The sequence below is a fragment of the Streptomyces sp. NBC_01116 genome, assembly GCF_041435495.1.
Taxonomy (GTDB): domain Bacteria; phylum Actinomycetota; class Actinomycetes; order Streptomycetales; family Streptomycetaceae; genus Streptomyces.
Window position 1 is genome coordinate 5681889 of record NZ_CP108644.1, and the last position, 15465, is coordinate 5697353.

General features: G+C 69.5%; 18 protein-coding genes and 1 pseudogene. 4 read left to right on the forward strand and 15 right to left on the reverse strand.

Features of this window, described 5'->3' with window-relative positions; genetic code table 11:
• Window positions 1-9: 9 nt before the first annotated feature.
• The 4 genes from OG245_RS25115 to OG245_RS25130 form a co-directional block, all read right to left on the reverse strand.
• Window positions 10-681 (reverse strand): class I SAM-dependent methyltransferase, encoded by a 672-nt coding sequence (locus tag OG245_RS25115; RefSeq protein ID WP_371625705.1) that lies wholly within the window; start codon window positions 679-681, stop codon window positions 10-12.
• A 158-nt stretch (window positions 682-839) separates the two neighbouring features.
• Window positions 840-1715: a virginiamycin B lyase gene (locus OG245_RS25120; RefSeq protein ID WP_371625706.1), complete on the reverse strand. Its 876-nt coding sequence runs from the start codon at window positions 1713-1715 to the stop codon at window positions 840-842.
• Between the two features lie 29 nt (window positions 1716-1744).
• Complete coding sequence (locus tag OG245_RS25125) at window positions 1745-2653, reverse strand: alpha/beta fold hydrolase (RefSeq protein ID WP_371625707.1); 909 nt, start codon at window positions 2651-2653, stop codon at window positions 1745-1747.
• Between the two features lie 188 nt (window positions 2654-2841).
• The gene (locus OG245_RS25130; protein WP_371625708.1) at window positions 2842-4194 is read right to left on the reverse strand and encodes a tetratricopeptide repeat protein; all 1353 of its coding nucleotides are present in this window, start codon (window positions 4192-4194) and stop codon (window positions 2842-2844) included.
• A 178-nt stretch (window positions 4195-4372) separates the two neighbouring features.
• Here OG245_RS25130 and OG245_RS25135 point away from each other — a divergent pair, with 178 nt between their 5' ends.
• The 4 genes from OG245_RS25135 to OG245_RS25150 are packed head-to-tail and all read left to right on the forward strand — an operon-like array spanning window position 4373 to window position 5911.
• Window positions 4373-4567 (forward strand): hypothetical protein, encoded by a 195-nt coding sequence (locus OG245_RS25135; protein ID WP_371625709.1) that lies wholly within the window; start codon window positions 4373-4375, stop codon window positions 4565-4567.
• 32 nt (window positions 4568-4599) lie between these two features.
• Entirely contained in the window at window positions 4600-5028 is a 429-nt protein-coding gene (locus OG245_RS25140; RefSeq protein WP_371625710.1) for a hypothetical protein, read from the forward strand.
• 4 nt (window positions 5029-5032) lie between these two features.
• On the forward strand, window positions 5033-5506 hold the full coding sequence (locus OG245_RS25145) for a hypothetical protein (RefSeq protein ID WP_371625711.1): 474 nt from the start codon (window positions 5033-5035) through the stop codon (window positions 5504-5506).
• Between the two features lie 24 nt (window positions 5507-5530).
• Complete coding sequence (locus OG245_RS25150; protein WP_371625712.1) at window positions 5531-5911, forward strand: hypothetical protein; 381 nt, start codon at window positions 5531-5533, stop codon at window positions 5909-5911.
• Between the two features lie 209 nt (window positions 5912-6120).
• On the opposite strand, the gene OG245_RS25155 is transcribed toward OG245_RS25150, so the two are convergent.
• The 11 genes and pseudogenes from OG245_RS25155 to OG245_RS25205 form a co-directional block, all read right to left on the reverse strand.
• Window positions 6121-6543 (reverse strand): DUF6281 family protein, encoded by a 423-nt coding sequence (locus tag OG245_RS25155; RefSeq protein ID WP_371625713.1) that lies wholly within the window; start codon window positions 6541-6543, stop codon window positions 6121-6123.
• Between the two features lie 137 nt (window positions 6544-6680).
• Window positions 6681-6827, reverse strand: a pseudogene (locus tag OG245_RS25160) (IS5/IS1182 family transposase); the annotation flags it as partial.
• Window positions 6828-7550: a hypothetical protein gene (locus OG245_RS25165; protein WP_371625714.1), complete on the reverse strand. Its 723-nt coding sequence runs from the start codon at window positions 7548-7550 to the stop codon at window positions 6828-6830.
• A gap of 296 nt (window positions 7551-7846) precedes the next feature.
• Window positions 7847-7987 carry a WD40 repeat domain-containing protein gene (locus OG245_RS25170; protein WP_371625715.1) on the reverse strand — a complete coding sequence of 47 codons (141 nt, stop codon included), beginning with the start codon at window positions 7985-7987 and terminating at the stop codon, window positions 7847-7849.
• Between the two features lie 180 nt (window positions 7988-8167).
• Entirely contained in the window at window positions 8168-8359 is a 192-nt protein-coding gene (locus OG245_RS25175; RefSeq protein ID WP_371625716.1) for a hypothetical protein, read from the reverse strand.
• Window positions 8360-8399: 40 nt separating this feature from the next.
• Complete coding sequence (locus tag OG245_RS25180; RefSeq protein ID WP_371625717.1) at window positions 8400-8621, reverse strand: hypothetical protein; 222 nt, start codon at window positions 8619-8621, stop codon at window positions 8400-8402.
• 533 nt (window positions 8622-9154) lie between these two features.
• Window positions 9155-10615 (reverse strand): glucoamylase family protein, encoded by a 1461-nt coding sequence (locus tag OG245_RS25185; protein ID WP_371625718.1) that lies wholly within the window; start codon window positions 10613-10615, stop codon window positions 9155-9157.
• A gap of 363 nt (window positions 10616-10978) precedes the next feature.
• A complete protein-coding gene (locus OG245_RS25190; protein ID WP_371625719.1) occupies window positions 10979-12199 on the reverse strand; it encodes a glycoside hydrolase family 1 protein in 1221 nt (406 codons plus the stop codon).
• A 97-nt stretch (window positions 12200-12296) separates the two neighbouring features.
• Window positions 12297-13178: a carbohydrate ABC transporter permease gene (locus tag OG245_RS25195; protein WP_371625720.1), complete on the reverse strand. Its 882-nt coding sequence runs from the start codon at window positions 13176-13178 to the stop codon at window positions 12297-12299.
• Entirely contained in the window at window positions 13175-14146 is a 972-nt protein-coding gene (locus OG245_RS25200; protein WP_371625721.1) for a carbohydrate ABC transporter permease, read from the reverse strand. Before OG245_RS25200 ends, OG245_RS25195 begins: the two co-directional genes overlap by 4 nt.
• A 2-nt stretch (window positions 14147-14148) precedes the next feature.
• Window positions 14149-15393 (reverse strand): sugar ABC transporter substrate-binding protein, encoded by a 1245-nt coding sequence (locus OG245_RS25205; protein WP_371625722.1) that lies wholly within the window; start codon window positions 15391-15393, stop codon window positions 14149-14151.
• Between the last annotated feature and the right edge of the window lie 72 nt (window positions 15394-15465).

Consider the following 15465-nt stretch of genomic DNA (forward strand, 5'->3'; position numbering starts at 1 on the left):
AGGCGAGCTTCACTCCGCAGGGGACAGGCCCTGCTTCCAGACCAAGGTGTAGCGCCAGAACAGCCGTCGGCGCAGCCGCGCGCCGGGCAGCACGCGGCGGGCGTCGCGAACGATGTCCGGGAAGGCCGTGGTCGCCGGTCGGGTCGGCGCGGTCATGGCGACGGGGCGCGGTGCTCTGCGGCCCTTGTTCTTGATCCAGGCCATGGCGATGTTCGGCCCAATGGCGACGGCGTCGATCAGGTAGTCGCTCCGGGACCGCGGGCGGTAGAGGCCGACGACGATCAGGGTTCCCCCGGGAGCCAGGCGTCGGCGGAAGTGCGTGAGCGCTTCGCTCAACGGCAGGTGGTGGAGGGTCGCGACGCAGGTGATGACGTCGTAGGGCCCGGACGGAACCTCCTCCAGCGCGTCCCCGACGGAGAAGGTCACCGGAACCCCGGGAGCTGTGCGCTCCCGCGCGCGATCGACGATGGCGGGGTCGGCGTCGATGCCGTGCACCGCGTCTGCCCGGGAGGCCAGCAGCCGGGCGAGGTCGCCACTGCCCGATCCGACGTCCAGGGCGCGGGCGGAGCGTCCGGGGAGCCGGCGCAGGATCCACCGGTGGTAGTGGGCGTTGTGATCCCACGGGTGGGCGGCGTGGAACCGGTCGAGTGCGCGCAGGACGCGGGGGAGTTGGGCCGTCATGAGGTGAGTCCATCAGAGGCGCCGGGGCCCGTGGTGCGGGAGGGGCGCGTCGGCGACTCGCGTGGCGCGGCGCCGGCACACGGACGCCCGGGCGCTTGCTCGCAGCATGGATGCGGAGCTCCGGAGCTTCGCAGTGGCGGCAGTCCACCGTCCTGGGGCTACGGTTCGAGCCGCGCGACCCCTCCCGTTTCGAGGGCCGCCCACAGGGCGCCGTCGGGACCCAGGGCGATGCCGTGCGGCTCGGACGACGGCGACGGCAGGCCGTACTCGGTGACCTTGCCGCTCCCGGTGATGCGGCCCACGCTGTTGGCTCCCCATTCGGTGAACCAGCAGTCACCGGTGGAGGCCGCGACGATGGCGTGGGGTTTGGCCGTGCGGTCGGGGAGCGGGAACTCCTCGACCGCGCCGGCCACCGAGATCCTGCCGATCTGGCCCGCCGCGATCTCGACGAACCACAAGGCGGCGCCGTCGCTGGTGATGCCCACGGGCGCGGCGCCCGGGGTGGGGAGCGAGTGGATGACGATGTCTCCATGGACGGTGATGCGGCCGATCGCGTTCGCCTGGTTGAGGGTGAACCACAGGGCCCCGTCAGGACCCGCGGTGATCGCCGAGGGATAGGCGCCCGTACAGGGAAGGGCGAACTCGGTGATCTCTCCCCGGCTGGTGATGCGACCGATACGGTCGGTGTTCATCTCCGTGAACCACATCGCACCGTCCGGACCGGCGGTGATCCCGAAGGGCCCGCTGTCGGGCGTGGGTACGGGGAAGGACTCCGTTTCACCGTCGACGGTGATGCGGCCGATCCGGTGGTCCTGGGACCGGGTGAACCACAGTGCTCCGTCGGGCCCGGGGGCGATGACCGTAGGGCGGCACCAGGGCGGTTCCAGGGGGTACTCGTGGAGTTCGCCGTCCAGGGTGAGGCGCGCGATGCGGCCGCTGTGCGCGAAGGTGAGCCACAGTGCGCCGTCAGGTCCGGCTGTGATGCCGTACGGCCCGGCGCCCTTGTCCGCGATGGGCATCTCGCTTACGGCCACAGCAACTCCTTCGAGGGGTGGGACGGGGATCAACCGACGTTCTCGGCCGATGCCGCAGCTCGCTCTCGCACCAGGTCGAGAATGATCGCGGCGAGGTCGGCAGGCCGGGTCATGGGGATGTTGTGGTTCGAGCTGATGTCGGTCAGCCGGCGGCCGGGGGCGGCATCGACGACGGCACGCACGTCGTCGCGTCGCGAGGCGTGGAAACCCTGCTCGGCCAGCACGATCGTCAGCGGACAGGTGAGGCGTTCGTACACCTCGACGCTGGGGAAGACCTCCGCGCCGGGCTCCACAGCGGTGACAGCCACGATTTCCTCGATGGCCGGTCGCCGTACCCACTGGTGGCCGCGGCGCAGGAAGGAGCGCCGCGTGACCTCCTCGACGAGTTCGTGCCGTGCTCCGGCGTTGAGCCAGTCCCCTCCGGCCTCCCGCACGCACTGCTCGACGTAGGCACGCATCCGGTCGTCGTCCGCTTCCCAGCCGTAGCGGAACATCGCCCGCAAACGGTCCGCCGCCTCGGTGGTCCGCGCGGCGGCGTGTTCGGCGAGTGACGCGTTACGGTCATTGAGCACCACGCCGTCCACGACGCAGAGGGCGGCCGGTTCCACGAGGCCCGCGGCAGTGGCAGCCGTCACCGCGTACCCGCCGGTGGAGTGGCCCACCAGCACGGGGTGCTCCCAGCCCAGCGTGGCGACGACGCCACCGAGGTCCCGCCAGTACTGCTCGGGTCCGGTGGAGTCGAGCCGGGTCTGCCCGTGGCCCCGCAGGTCGATGGCGACCGGATGACACTCGCTCACCAGCCGGGAGGCCACATCCGCCCAGGCGACGGCGTTCTGTCCGCTGCCGTGGACCAGCAGCACCCCCTCACCGTGGCCACCGAAGTCCACACCCGAGAGGACTCCGTCCGCGACGGGGAGTTCGATGTCCGTTCCGATCACCATCGCAGCCTGACGACCGGAAGCCGACGAGCGCAACCGCTTTGCTCGCGGGAGGCGGGCGCGGGATGAGGACGCCTCACCGCGCAGGCACGGTGAGGCGTAGCCGGAGCGGTGGCAGCGGCGGCGGTCAGACGGTGGTGTCGAAGCCACCGCACGTTTCAGCCCGCAGCCGCTCCTCGCCGACGTCCTCACGCCGGGATCAGTTCAGGGCGGACGGTGCCCCGGGCACGCTGGTAAAGAGCCTGTGCGTCGTGGTTCTTGAGATGGGGAGCGATGAGATGGAACATGTCCACCATGCGCTTGTCGATGCGACCCGAATTCACCAGCGGATAGTCGTCCAGCGCCAGCCCCCACGTCTTGCAGGCCGCTTCCAGATGCCCCGTCGCCAGTTGGCGCTCGGCGAGGATGGCCCGCTCCTTGACGCGCGTACGACGGTAAATGCCGTACCGCAGGCGGTCCGATTCCTCCATGGCCGCGACGGCACCGTGTACGTCGCCCATTTCGAACCGTACCTGGCTGGTGTGGTAGCTCAAGGACGCCGGATCGTAGGAGCCGAAAACCTTCCCACGTGCCTCCGCTTTGTCCATGGCGAATTCGGCTTCCTGCAAATACATCAGAGCCGAGCGGCGATCACCGGTCTGTGCCGCAGCATGCGCCTGCTGGCCCGTGAGGAAGGCACGCATACGGGGGCCTGCCTTGGGGGATGATGCCGCGGCGGCATCAGCGAGACGCATGGCCACCGGCCCTTGTCGCAGATCCACCGCTTGCACGCTCATTCCACGGAGCGTGGTGCAGAACGTCAGATGATCCTCGGACGCTCCGGCAAGCTCCAGGGCCTTGAGGTAGTAGCGCTGCGCGAGGCCGTGGAGTCCCTCGTCGACCGCCATGTATCCCGTGAGGTAGCAGAGGTCCGACGCCGCCGACATCATCGCCCTGCGTACGTCCTCGTGGCCGCTTGTCCGGAGAAAGGGCGCAACGGTGTTCACGAGGAACGTGGCTGCGAGCGGCCTGGCGGTGCGCCCGCCGAACTGGTCGTCCATCGAGGACAGTTGCTCGGTCATCGCCGTTACCGTGTGTACGTCTGACATACCGAGGCGCGATCGAACGCCCAGCTGCGCGGCTTCCATTCGTCCCACCACGTCCGGCCAGTCCGGCACGGTGAGAGCTACGGAGAACAGGGCGACTCCCAGCACGCTGCGCCGGGAAGGATCCATGTCCAGCCTTCCGAGGTCGATGACTCCGTCCACCGTGCTGAACGGCGCTATCTCCGTCCCGCGCTCGGCCTTCGGCACGGGGAAGCCGGCCTCGGACGAAGTGACGGGCCGCCCGAGCTTACGAGCGAAGGCTTCCAGGATCAGTGACCGGGCATTCTCGCGCGGAACGCTCCCGCTTAACCATTGATGCACGGAAGGAGCGCGGTACTGCTGAGGAGTTCCGCGTTCAGTTCCGATTCGGTTGACCGCTTGCGCACACTGTCTGAGCGTCCACCCTGTCTCGCGGAACAGTCGATCAAGGCTCGTGTTCGGCCGGCCGGTACCCAAGCTTCCGTCAACTCCCCCTGTGCGGCGGCGTCGAGCGCTTAACGCTCTTAATCCTTGCTCGCCTCCCAACATTACCGCCAGGCGCGCTCACGCGATTACCTGGAGTGGCCGGTCGGTCACGAGCTGGAAAGAGGGCCAGGTGGATAGGGAGCCGTTACTGCCTGTCGTGGGTGCGTTCATGGTGGACATAAGCCGTGGAGACGGTGTTGCGGAGTTCCGGGGCGTCGCCGGTCCGTACTGGTCCCTCCGGCCGGTCGGTGGTGGGCGTGAGTGGGAGGTCGAACCGCGCTACGTGCGGCCCGCGTTGCTCATGGAGCAGCTTCGGGCCCGTACCGCGCGGCTCAACGCCCGCAGCCGGGGAGAAGTGCTGTGAGGCCGGCCTCTCCGGGCCCGGGCCGTGTGAGGGTGCTGGACTACGTCGCGGCCGTCACGGTGACGGTCGGCGGCAGGGCTCTCCCGATCGGCGGAGTCGCACTGCCGAACCGTCGGCTCGTCCTCCGCTGGCTCCGGCGGCAGGCCCTGCGCCTGGCGGACGGGCACGGGCGCGATCCGGCCCGGGGTGCTCCGTGGCTCGGTGCGCGAGACGTCCGGCCGGTGACCTTCCACGGTTCCGACGCCCCCGAGGCACTCCGGGCGTGGGCGGGCGACCACGGCAGCCAGGACCACGCCATGAGCGCACTGGAATCCGGGCGCCCCGCCCTGCTCACCGTGGTCGACCCCTTCGTGGGGCTGGGGGTCACCCTCGGCGCGTGGCCCGTCGATCTGTGCGGGTGGGTGGCGGCGGCCTCGGCGGACCACCCGTATCCGCCCCGTACGGAAGCGGAAGGGGCCTGACCTCGTGCTGCAATGCACCGCCGTGGCCCAAGTCCCCTATGCGGAAACGCTGCTGGCGCTCGCCACCATGGAGGGCGGGCCCGAGCACCCGCCCGACGTCGTGGAGGCGGAGGACTTCGTCCTGTGCGAGCTGGCCGACCACGACGAGACGGCCGAGCACGCGGTGCACCTGTGGACGGCGGACGTGCCGGACGACCGGGACCTGTGGTTCCTCTGGTCGGGGACCGGCGCCCACCGCGTCCACCGGCTCGACACGCTGCGGCTGTGCCCCGCCGTGCTCCGCGAGTTGGCGACCCGCACGGTCACCACGTGCGCGTTCTTCGACCACCACCCCGGGCCGCACTCCTTCTCCGTGACCGACCCGCTCGGTGACCTCATCGCCGAACACGTCCACAGCGAGGTCCGGCGACTCGTCTCCGAGGGCGACGCCCTCGGTGCGCCCGATGCCCCTGACGTACCCGACACCGACGCGCCCTGACGGCGACCGGAGGTTCTCCACCGCATGAACCGGTGCACCGCTGTGGCCCTGCTGCCACCCCCGGAGTTCCTGATCAGGCTCGCCGCGCCCGGCGGCAGTCTCCCGGAGGCCGGATACCTCTTCTGCGAGCTGGCCGCCGGCCACGAAGGCGACCACACGACGGCGCTGTGGGACGACGACGCGAACCACACCGCTGTCTGGGCCCGCTGGAGCGGCGACCTGGCGGTCTTGGCGGAGCTGGCCTATTGCGGCGCGATCGACCCCCGGGGTGAGGACGCGTGCGGGCTGTTCGTCGGCCATCCCTCCGCCCACGGCTGGGACATCGTCGACCCGACGCTCGCGGCGGTGGACGCAGTCCTCGCTCAGGGGCGCCCGCATCTCGCACGGCGACGCGACGGTGTGTGATGCGCCGTCGTCGCGGACCGGCCCGGAAGGAGGATCCCGCGGGCGACGGCCCGGGCCGTGGGCCGAGGCCGTCGCCGTGTCGCCGGAAGCCGGGCGACCGTCGGGATCAGGCTCGGCCGGAACCACCCGCCCTCGGTGGGTGCCTGCGGGACGGGACCCACCCACACCCGCTACTCATGGCTGGAGAGCACTCCGCCCGCGGACGCGCCTCACGTGGTGGCCGCGTCCAGGTCCTGGGCCTCGATCAGTTTCCGTAGCTCCGGCAGGGTCTTCTTCGACGCCTCCTCGATGTAGAGGGTTCCGCCGGCCGGATGGTCCACGGTCACGGCGTGGACAGGGTCCACACCCTCGATCGCGTACACGGTTACCGGCTCCGACGTCGGCTTCCGGACACCTTCGTTGGGAGTGTCGTCACATCCAGGGACGACTCCTGTGCCCAGCCGTCTGCCCGCCCTGACGCCGTCGCCGTCGTCTTCGTCATGGGGATGGAGCGCGTGGCCGAAATAGGTGTGACCCTCGTACGTGAGCAGCGCCGCGCAGGAACCGCCCGCACCACCTTGCGTGGTGCCCGCCCCGGCACAGGATGTGGACATGATCAGGGCCGTCGCCGCGAGCGCCATCCGTACGCTCACGGACCGCGCGAGCCTTCCGCGCGCCGTCCGACCGACCGTCTGCTTGCCCGTCATGAACTGACCCCCCTCAGCTGCCGCACCTTGCGGCCTGCCGCACCTTCGACGCCACAAGGCCGCGAAAGGTTCACCGAGCCTTTTCAGCGCCGCCTCTCCAGCGTCAGGGCTGCTGCTGCGGCGGTCGACGTCGTGCGGTTGGGGCCTACACGGGACGACCGGCGGAAGATGTGCCAGGTCCTCAGCCGTGCGATCCCGCGTTCGGCGGGTGCCCGGGCCTGGGCCCGTGCTCAGTTCACCTTGCGCCGGTTCGGGGGCTCCCCGGATGCCGCCGCCAGCCAGGTGCGCCAGACGTGACGCGTGTTCGGCACTTCGGGGTGGTCCAGGAGCCAGAGGACGTATCCGGCATGGCGCTGCGCCCATGGATTGTCCGAACGGGCGGCCGTCTTCAGCCTGGTGCGCAGGTCCTCACCGTCCACAGCCCTGGCCGCGCGCACGTACTCGCGGTCCTTGCACCGGTAAGGCCGCTGGACGACGATCTCGATCAGGTCGGCGAGCTTGGTCCTGACCGTCTCCTCGTGGTGGGCGACAGCCACGTCTCGGATGAGGTCCTGCTTCGTTCCCCATGCCTTGGCGTGTCGTGTCCACTCCTGCGGATATCTCGCCTCCCACTCCAGGAAGAGCAGTGCGTAGGAGAGCTCCGCCCACGTGACGATGTCGGGACCGGTCGGCCGGTCCCACAACGCGTCGGGCAGCGCATACGTGCGGATCTCCTCGTAGTTCCTCCTCGCCGCTTTCCGCCTCGGCGAATACCTCCGTCGCCACGTCCTGCCGTTCCGATCCAGGGCATCCCGGGTGTTCCTCCGGGCTTCAGCCAGGCGGACGAGCGCCGCAGCGCGTACAGCCGGGTCGCCGGCTATCAGCCCGTACGCCCACCCCAGCCGCTCGTCCCACGCACCGACACCATCGATGTCCACGCCCGTATCCAGATCCGTCGTCACCTGATAGGTCATGCTCTACCTCTCACCGGTCGGCCACAACGCACGAGAGACACGAGACGTCGCGGGAGGCGTTCGGCGCCTCAATCCGACAGCACGGGCGTCCCGTTGAATGGCGGACCTTCCGAAGAGCGCGGTGCGGCCCCATCGCACGACGTCCATCGCCAAGGCCATCCTCACCCTGGAGAAGCAGCGCTGCAAAGGCATTCAGTGAATGCCATCGCCGCCTCGACGGCGCGGGCAGTCACCTGCTCCCCGCCTCCCTGCGCCCCTCGGATATTTCTCACGGCCGTAGCTTCACGGAGCGAAGCTCACCTGTCCCAGATCCGAACGGTTCCGTCCATGTCCCCGGTCACCAGCCGACTGCCGTCCGCGTCGAAGTCCATGGTGACGACGGGAGCTCCATGGCTGTGGAGGGTCCTGCGTAACGTGAGCCTGGCCCACGGGTCCATCCGACTTCTCGAAGGCGCGCACCCCGCGGGGTTCTCATCAACACCCGAGGAGTATGGCGACGGCGGTGGAACACCTGTCAGGCGATCCGGGGAACGTCACCGGTCCGAGGGACGGCCGGATCCGCGGTCCCTGTCCGGCCGGCTCTCGTCGCACCTTTCCCGTCCGCGGAGGCCGACGGCCTACGCGGACCTCCTCCTCCCGGACCTGTACATCAGCACGCCGATGATCAGGGAAACAACGGGAGCGGCCATCACCGGAACGAGCTTCGCGCCACTGGCCAGCATGACGACGACCGATATCACCATGACCGCAGTCATGGCCAGGATGAAGATCCCGAACACCTTGCTGATCGTTGCCTTCTCGTTGGTCACACGCGGACCCTTTCTGGGCGTATCCCGCCGGACCCGGCTGTCAAGCAGGGCCGTTCTTCCCTCTTTGGACGAAGAAGTAGCCGGTGATGGAGATGCATCCGAGGAGTAGGAGCAGTCCCCACCCTCCGCTGTTTCCGGAAGCGATCAGGAAAACGGAAAGAACGACACCCGCGAAGGCGAATACGGCGCCGAACTGCAGATACCGCTTGACGGCTGCGCGCTGTTCCACCGTCCATCCGACGTGCGGCTCCGGCCCGCTCACCCCAGCCCCTTTCTGCGGCCCGATGCCCCTACTTCGCACGATTGCGCAGGTACAGGAGAGCGATGATGATCCCGAACACGATGAAAATGCCCACGGCCAGGTAGGGGGACCAGGACGGCCCATCGGGTCGATTTCCGGCCGAAAGAAGAATGTCCCGCATCGCGGCCTTCCCTTTCCCCGGTTGTGGGAAGGTGCGTCGTAGCGACGGTTCTTCCCCCACATCTCATGCAGTTCAGCGTGCCCCCGGGTCCGCGGTTGAATCCCGTCCGATCCGGCCGTTGAGGCGGCGGACCGGGCGGCAGGGCCTCGGCGGGCAGACGAATCTTCCGGCCGTTCGCCCTGGCCGCGCCGCGCGGGCTCTTGCCGTCCCGCCACGAATCGGACGGCGGCGGCCGACTGTGCCGAGGCCCTGGACAGCCGTGGCCGCCGCGTCGCCGGGCACGCCACCCGAGGCGCGGGACGGTTCCCTAGGCGCGGGACGGTTCCCGGGGCGCGGGACGGTTCCGGTGGCGCGCCCCGGCCCATCTGCGGTCTCAGACCGAGAACCGCTCCCGCTCCAGCAGCGGCCGCACCCGGGACCGGAAGCCGCCCGTGCGGAACGGCTGCTGGAGCAGGCCGGGCCGCAGCTCCTGGGCGAGGGCCGCGACGATCATTCCCTGGTCCAGGGCGAGCATGAAGTCGCTGACCCGGCCCGTGGACACGTTCACCGAGTCCCGGAAGCCGAGCCCGTCCTCGTACGCGCCGAAGTCCCGTTCCAGCGCCCGCAGGTTGGCGACCGCCTCCCGGCCCGCGTACGGCAGCGCCAGGAAGGAGGCGTGCGGGGTGACGACGCCGTTGGTGAACGCCGAGGGCGGCGGCAGGGGTTCGCCGTCCGTGGTGTGCGTGCGGTCGGTGTTGGAGGCGTAGCCGTCGACCGCCATGCCGAGCGCGTCGACCCCGTACTCCTGGTAGCCGTCCTCGGGGACGTTGGAGGGGGAGAAGCCCCAGTAGCCGTACTCCGCCTCCCGCAGGCCGTGGTCGATCTGGCCGCGCACGTAGCGGTGGTGGGTCACGCCCCACGCGCGCGGCGACCACTGCTGCTCCGGCACGAACAGCGGCACCATCAGCGCCTCGAACATCGAGCCGCCCCAGGTGGGGACCACCTTGCGGCCGCGGTGGGTGTAGTGCCCGTTCCAGACGCGCACGCCGTCGACGGTGACGTACCCGCCGCCCGGCTTCTGCTCCTGCTCGTGCTCCGGCAGCATCGTCCGCAGCAGGTGCCAGTAGTGGTCGCCCGGGAGGGAGCCGTCCGCGATACCGAGGTAACTGGCCATGCGGGGCTCGGTGTTGAGCGCTCCGTAGTGGTGCGGGGTCGGCTCGTCCGTGTCGGTCCAGACACCGCCGCGCAGCTGGCCTGGGCCCGCGACCGGGTCGGCGGGGTCGTAGGGGGTGTAGAAGTACGACCAGTCCGCCGTGTCCAGGATGCGGTGGATGCGCGGGCGCAGCGAGGGCGCGGCGTCGGCGGCTATCCGCAGGCCCGTCACCAGCCAGGCGTTGTCGACGGAGGACAGGAACGGGCGGACCGGATCGCCGGTGCCCGGCCACTGGGTGAGTACCGAACCGTCGTGTGCGTCGTACCAGTTGAGCCAGAAGCCGTGATGGCGCTCCAGCTTCTCGACGGCGGCGACCGTGCGGGTCAGGGCCCGGATCATCGCGCTCTCGCGGATCACGCCGAGGCCCGCGGCGGCGACCGTCGACCACAGGCCGCATCCGATGTTGGTCGGCGAGGTCTGGGCGGACTGGACGGGGGCTCCGGGGCCACTGAGGTCGATCTTGTCGGTGACGAGGCCGAAGTCGGTCGTCATCGCCTCGATCGAGCGGTACGTGTCGCGGAACCAGGTCTTCAGAAGGCGTGGGTCGGCGGGGGCGGCGACAGCCGCCGGGGCGGTTACGGCTCCGAGTGACAGGGCCGCGGCCCCGGTCCCTGCGGCGGTGAGAAACGTGCGACGGTCCATCGTTCCGGCTCCTGGTGGCAGAAGGGGGAGGGGAAGGGCAAGTCGTGGTGTTCGGCCGTGCGGGGGAATGCGAGGTCGTGCGGGCGCGTGTGACGTCGCGCGGGCGTACGTGGCGTCGCGCGGGGGACGCGAGACTGTGCGGGCGTACGTGGCGTCGCGCGGGGGACGCGAGACCGTGCGGGCGTACGTGGCGTCGCGCGGGGGACGCGAGACCGTGCGGGCGCGCCGGGCATACGTGAAGTCGGGCCGGGAGTGAGGGGGTTGGTGCCGGGGGCCGGCGGTCGTCAGGATCCGCCGGCCCCCGGCCCACCCGAGGAAGCCGTCAGGTGGCTCCCCGTATGGAGGGGCAGCCCCGGGGGTGCGTCAGGCTGCCGTGCGCGGGAGTTCGCGGGTGCGGCCGAGCGAGCCCAGCCACTTCGCCGAGTCGCGCGGGGTGCGCTCGAAGGTCTCCCAGTCGATGGCGATCAATCCGAACGTGGCCTTGTACGTGCCCCATTCGTAGTTGTCCAGGGCGCTCCACGCCAGGTAGCCCCGGATGTCGATGCCGTCGGCCAGCGCGGAGGCGACCTCGTCCAGCGCGCCCGCGTAGTAGTCGACGCGGCGGCTGTCGTCGGCGGTGGCGATGCCGTTCTCCGTGACGATCAGCGGGACGTCGCCCACCACGGCGGCCGTGTGGCGCAGCGCCTCGCCGACCGCCGTCGGGTAGTACTCCCACGACGTCAGCGTCCGCTCGACGTCGTCGGCCGCCGGGATCGGTCCGTCGGGGCCGATCCGCGTACGGGTGTAGGACTGCACGCCGATCCAGTCGTCGCCGCGCGCCGCCTCGATGAAGACGTCCTCGCGCGGGTGGCGGTAGGCGGCGGTGACGTCCTCCGCGCCGGGGAGGGCCTGGTAGACCTGGTTGGCGATGGTCCAGCCGACCTGGATGCCCGCGTCCAGGGCCCGGACCTCCTTGACGGCCGCGTGGTGGGCGGCGATGACGGCGGCGGTCGTCTCGTCGTCGGGGGTGGGCAGGCCGGCGGGCGGGAAGCTGTTGTCGCCGCGCTTGGCCTGGCCCGCCATCACGGCGATCATGTTCGGCTCGTTGATCGTGCAGACGTGGCTGACGCCCTCGGAGATGACGGGGGCGCAGGCCGCCACGTACCGCGCGAACAGCTCCACCGCGCCCTCGGCCGTCCAGCCGCCGCGCGCCTCGAACCACTGCGGGACGGTGAAGTGGTGCAGGGTCACCATCGGGCGCAGGCCGCGCTCGATCGCGCCCTCCACCATCCGCCGGTAGTGGGCGAGCTGGGCGCGGGAGAAGCGGCCTTCGACCGGCTCGATGCGGGCCCACTCGATGGAGAAGCGGTAGTCGGTGAAGCCGAGGGAGGCCAGCAGGTCCATGTCCTCGGGCCAGCGGTGGTAGCTGTCGCACGCGTCCAGGCTCGGCTCCGCGATGTGGGTGCCGGCGGCGTGCTCCTTGACCCACCAGTCGCAGTCGGTGTTGTTGCCCTCGATCTGGTGGGCGGCCGTGGACGCGCCCCAGAGGAATCCCTCGGGGAACGGGACGGGGGTCTTCTGGTCCGAAGCAGGGGTGTGGGTCATCGCGACATGTCTTTCTGGTGGTGGTGAGGGGTGTGGCCGCGCTCGGTGACAACGGGGTGGGGTGCGGCCTCGTACGTGAAGTGCCCGGGCGGACGCGTTACTTCATGCCCGCCGTGGCGATGCCCTGCGTGAAGTGCCGTTGCAGTGCGATGAAGACGACCAGCACCGGCAGCACGATCAGGAAGGCCCCGGCCATCAGCATCCCGTTGGAGCCGCCGGCCTTGTTGGGGTCGGTGGCGAAGGTCGCCAGGGCCACCGGGAGGGTGTATTTGTCGGGGTCGTTGGTCGCGATCAGCGGCCAGACGAAGTTGTTCCAGGAACCCAGGAACGTGAAGATCGACAGGGTCGCGAGGGCGGGCTTCACCAGCGGCATCACGATCCGCCAGAAGATGTACCACTCGCTCGCGCCGTCCATCCGGGCCGCCTCCAGCAGCTCGTCCGGGATCGACTGCATGAACTGGCGCATCAGGAAGACCCCGAACGCCCCGGCGGCGAACGGCAGCACCAGACCCGCGTAGCTGTCGATCAGCTGGAGCTTGCTCATCAGCACGAACAGCGGCAGCAGCATCAGGTTGCCGGGCACCATCAGCGCGCCCAGCACCAGGCCGAAGATCTTGTTGCGGCCGACGAAGTTCAGCTTGGCCAGGGCGTAGCCGAGCATCGAGCAGAAGACCAGGTTCGAGACGGTCACCAGGACCGCCACGATCACGGAGTTCATGAAGTACAGCGGCAGGTCCAGCTTGTCGAGCAGCTGCCGGAAGTTCTCCAGGGTCCACTCGGTGGGGATCCACACCGGCGGGCTGGCCGACAGCTCGCTCTGCGTCTTGAAGGCGGAGAGCCCCATCCAGAGGAAGGGCGCCGACATGACCAGCAGGCCGAGCGAGAGCAGGGTGTACACGACGGGGCGCGAGGCGCTCCGCTGCTTCGGGGCCCGGGACTTCAGCGGCTCGACCGGTGCCTTGCTGCTGGTGGCGCTCATTTCGTGTTGTCCTTCAGCAGTCGGAGCTGGAGCACCGTGATGCCCATGATCACCACGAAGAGGACGTACGCCATGGCGCTCGCGTAGCCCATGTGGAAGAAGTTGAACCCTTCGCGGTACATGTTCAGCGAGACCGTGAGGGTCGAGTCGGACGGACCGCCCTGGGTCATCACGAACGGCTCCTCGAACACGTTGAGGTAGCCGATCGTCGTGATCACGGTGGCGTAGAGGACGGTCGGTCGCAGGAGCGGGATCGTGATGGACCGGAACTCCTGCCAGACGCTCGCGCCGTCGAGCTTCGCGGCCTCCCGCACCTCGGTGGGGATCGCCTGGAGGCCCGCGATGAACAGCACCATCACCGTGCCGACGTTCCGCCAGACCGCCATGACGATCAGCGACGGCATCGCCAGCGTCTCGGAGCCGAGGAAGTCCGGTGCGGTCCAGCCCACTTCGGAGAAGAGCCCCGCGATCAGCCCGTCGCTCGGATCGAGGACGAACCGCCAGACGACGGCCACCGCGACGATGGTGGTGACCACCGGGGCGTAGAAGCCGACCCGGAAGAAGGTCCGCGCCCGGTCGATGCCGTTGTTCAGCAGAACGGCGACGACCAGCCCGATGCCGATGGTCAGCGGCACGCCGATGACGACGAAGTACCCCGTGTTGAAGAGGGACTTGAGGAACTTCTCGTCACCGAAGAGGTTGACGTAGTTCTCGAACCCGATGAACTCCGCTTCCCACGGGCGCGTCACGTTGCGCAGCCCGAAGTCGGTGAAGCTCATCACCAGCGTGGCGAGGATCGGGAACGCCATGAAGACGGTGAACAGGACGAGGAACGGGGTGGAGAACAGCCAGCCCGCCGCGTTCTGCACGCCCATCGACGGCTTACGGCCCCGGCTGCCCCCGGCGGCCGGGGACGGTGCGGCCCCGGCCTTCCGGGGCCCTCGGGCCTTCTCGGTCGTGGTGCTCATGGCTACTGCTTCACGAGGCCTTCGATCTCGGACTGCGCGGTCTTCAGCGCGTCCTCGGCGGAAGCCTTGCCCTGCGTCACCTTGGCGATGGCCTGGTCCACCTTGTCGGTGATCTCGGACCAGTTGGCCAGGGACGGCGAGGACTTGGCGGTGTCCATCTGCTTCTTGAAGATCTGGAGGTCGGCGTCGTCGGCGAGCGTCCCGGACTCCCACGCGGAGGTGTTGGCGGGCAGGTCCTTCGTCCGCTCGTACCAGTCGGACTGGCCCTTGGTGTCGGTCAGGTACTTGATGAACTCGGTGGCCGCGGCCTTGTGCTCGCTGTCCTTGGAGACGACGAGGGAGGAACCGCCGGCCATGGAGGTGGAGGAGGCGTCCGCCGGAACGTTCGCTATGGCCCACTTGCCCTTGATCTGCGGCTGGCCCTCGTTGAGGAGCGTCACGTGCCAGGGGCCGCCGAAGAACATCGGGACCCGGCCGTTGCCGAAGTCCTTCACCACGTCGTAGCCGGGCTGCACGGACTTGTTGGAGAGGCCCTTGTCGAAGTACGAGCCGTACTCCTTCAGCGCCTTGACCGCCTCCGGGCTGTCGACGACGGCCTCGCCCTTGTCGTTGACGATCTCGCCGCCGGCCGAGTAGAGGAAGGAGGAGAAGTTCTGCACGGTGTCCAGGCCGCTGGGCTGGATGGACAGCCCCCACTTCGTACCGGCCTTCTCCTGGTACGCGGTCGCCAGGCCCTTCAGGCCCTTCCAGTCGGTCGGGGCCTCGGTGACGCCGGCCTTCTCGGCCAGGTCCGTGCGGTAGTAGAGGACCCGGGTGTCGACGTACCACGGCACGCCGTAGGCGGTGCCGTCCACCTCGCCCTGCTCCCAGCCCGCCGGGAAGAAGTCCTTCTTGTCGAAGACCTCGGTGTCCACCGGCTCCAGAACGCCGAGCTCGGAGAACTCGCCCATGTAGGTGCCGCCCATCTGCGCCACGTCGGGCAGGGTGCCCGCCGCCGCTGCCGAGACGAGCTTCTGGTGGGCGACGTCCCAGCCGATCGGGGTCACCTTCACCGTGATGTTCGGGTTGGCCTTCTCGTAGACCTCGGCCACGTCGGCGAGCTTCTCGCCCTCGGCCCCCATGGCCCACACGGTGAGCGTCTGCTTCTCGTCCGCCGCGACGTCGCCGCCGGAGGAGCCGCAGGCGGAAAGGGTCACGGCGAGCGCGAGCGCTATGCCGGCGGGAGCGGTTCTGGCGATGCGGGACATGGGAGGGCTCCTCCTTGAGCAATCCGGATGCTGCGCGATGTATGCGCTGCCTGTAAGCGCATACATCACTCT

What these genes read in the sequence shown, in the direction of transcription:
- OG245_RS25115 (WP_371625705.1), bottom strand. Translation starts at nt 681, where the DNA reads ATGACGGCCCAACTCCCCCGCGTCCTGCGCGCACTCGACCGGTTCCAC.
- OG245_RS25135 (WP_371625709.1), top strand. Translation starts at nt 4,373, where the DNA reads ATGGTGGACATAAGCCGTGGAGACGGTGTTGCGGAGTTCCGGGGCGTC.
- OG245_RS25150 (WP_371625712.1), top strand. Translation starts at nt 5,531, where the DNA reads ATGAACCGGTGCACCGCTGTGGCCCTGCTGCCACCCCCGGAGTTCCTG.
- OG245_RS25165 (WP_371625714.1), bottom strand. Translation starts at nt 7,550, where the DNA reads ATGACCTATCAGGTGACGACGGATCTGGATACGGGCGTGGACATCGAT.
- OG245_RS25170 (WP_371625715.1), bottom strand. Translation starts at nt 7,987, where the DNA reads ATGGACCCGTGGGCCAGGCTCACGTTACGCAGGACCCTCCACAGCCAT.
- OG245_RS25185 (WP_371625718.1), bottom strand. Translation starts at nt 10,615, where the DNA reads ATGGACCGTCGCACGTTTCTCACCGCCGCAGGGACCGGGGCCGCGGCC.
- OG245_RS25190 (WP_371625719.1), bottom strand. Translation starts at nt 12,199, where the DNA reads ATGACCCACACCCCTGCTTCGGACCAGAAGACCCCCGTCCCGTTCCCC.
- OG245_RS25195 (WP_371625720.1), bottom strand. Translation starts at nt 13,178, where the DNA reads ATGAGCGCCACCAGCAGCAAGGCACCGGTCGAGCCGCTGAAGTCCCGG.
- OG245_RS25200 (WP_371625721.1), bottom strand. Translation starts at nt 14,146, where the DNA reads ATGAGCACCACGACCGAGAAGGCCCGAGGGCCCCGGAAGGCCGGGGCC.
- OG245_RS25205 (WP_371625722.1), bottom strand. Translation starts at nt 15,393, where the DNA reads ATGTCCCGCATCGCCAGAACCGCTCCCGCCGGCATAGCGCTCGCGCTC.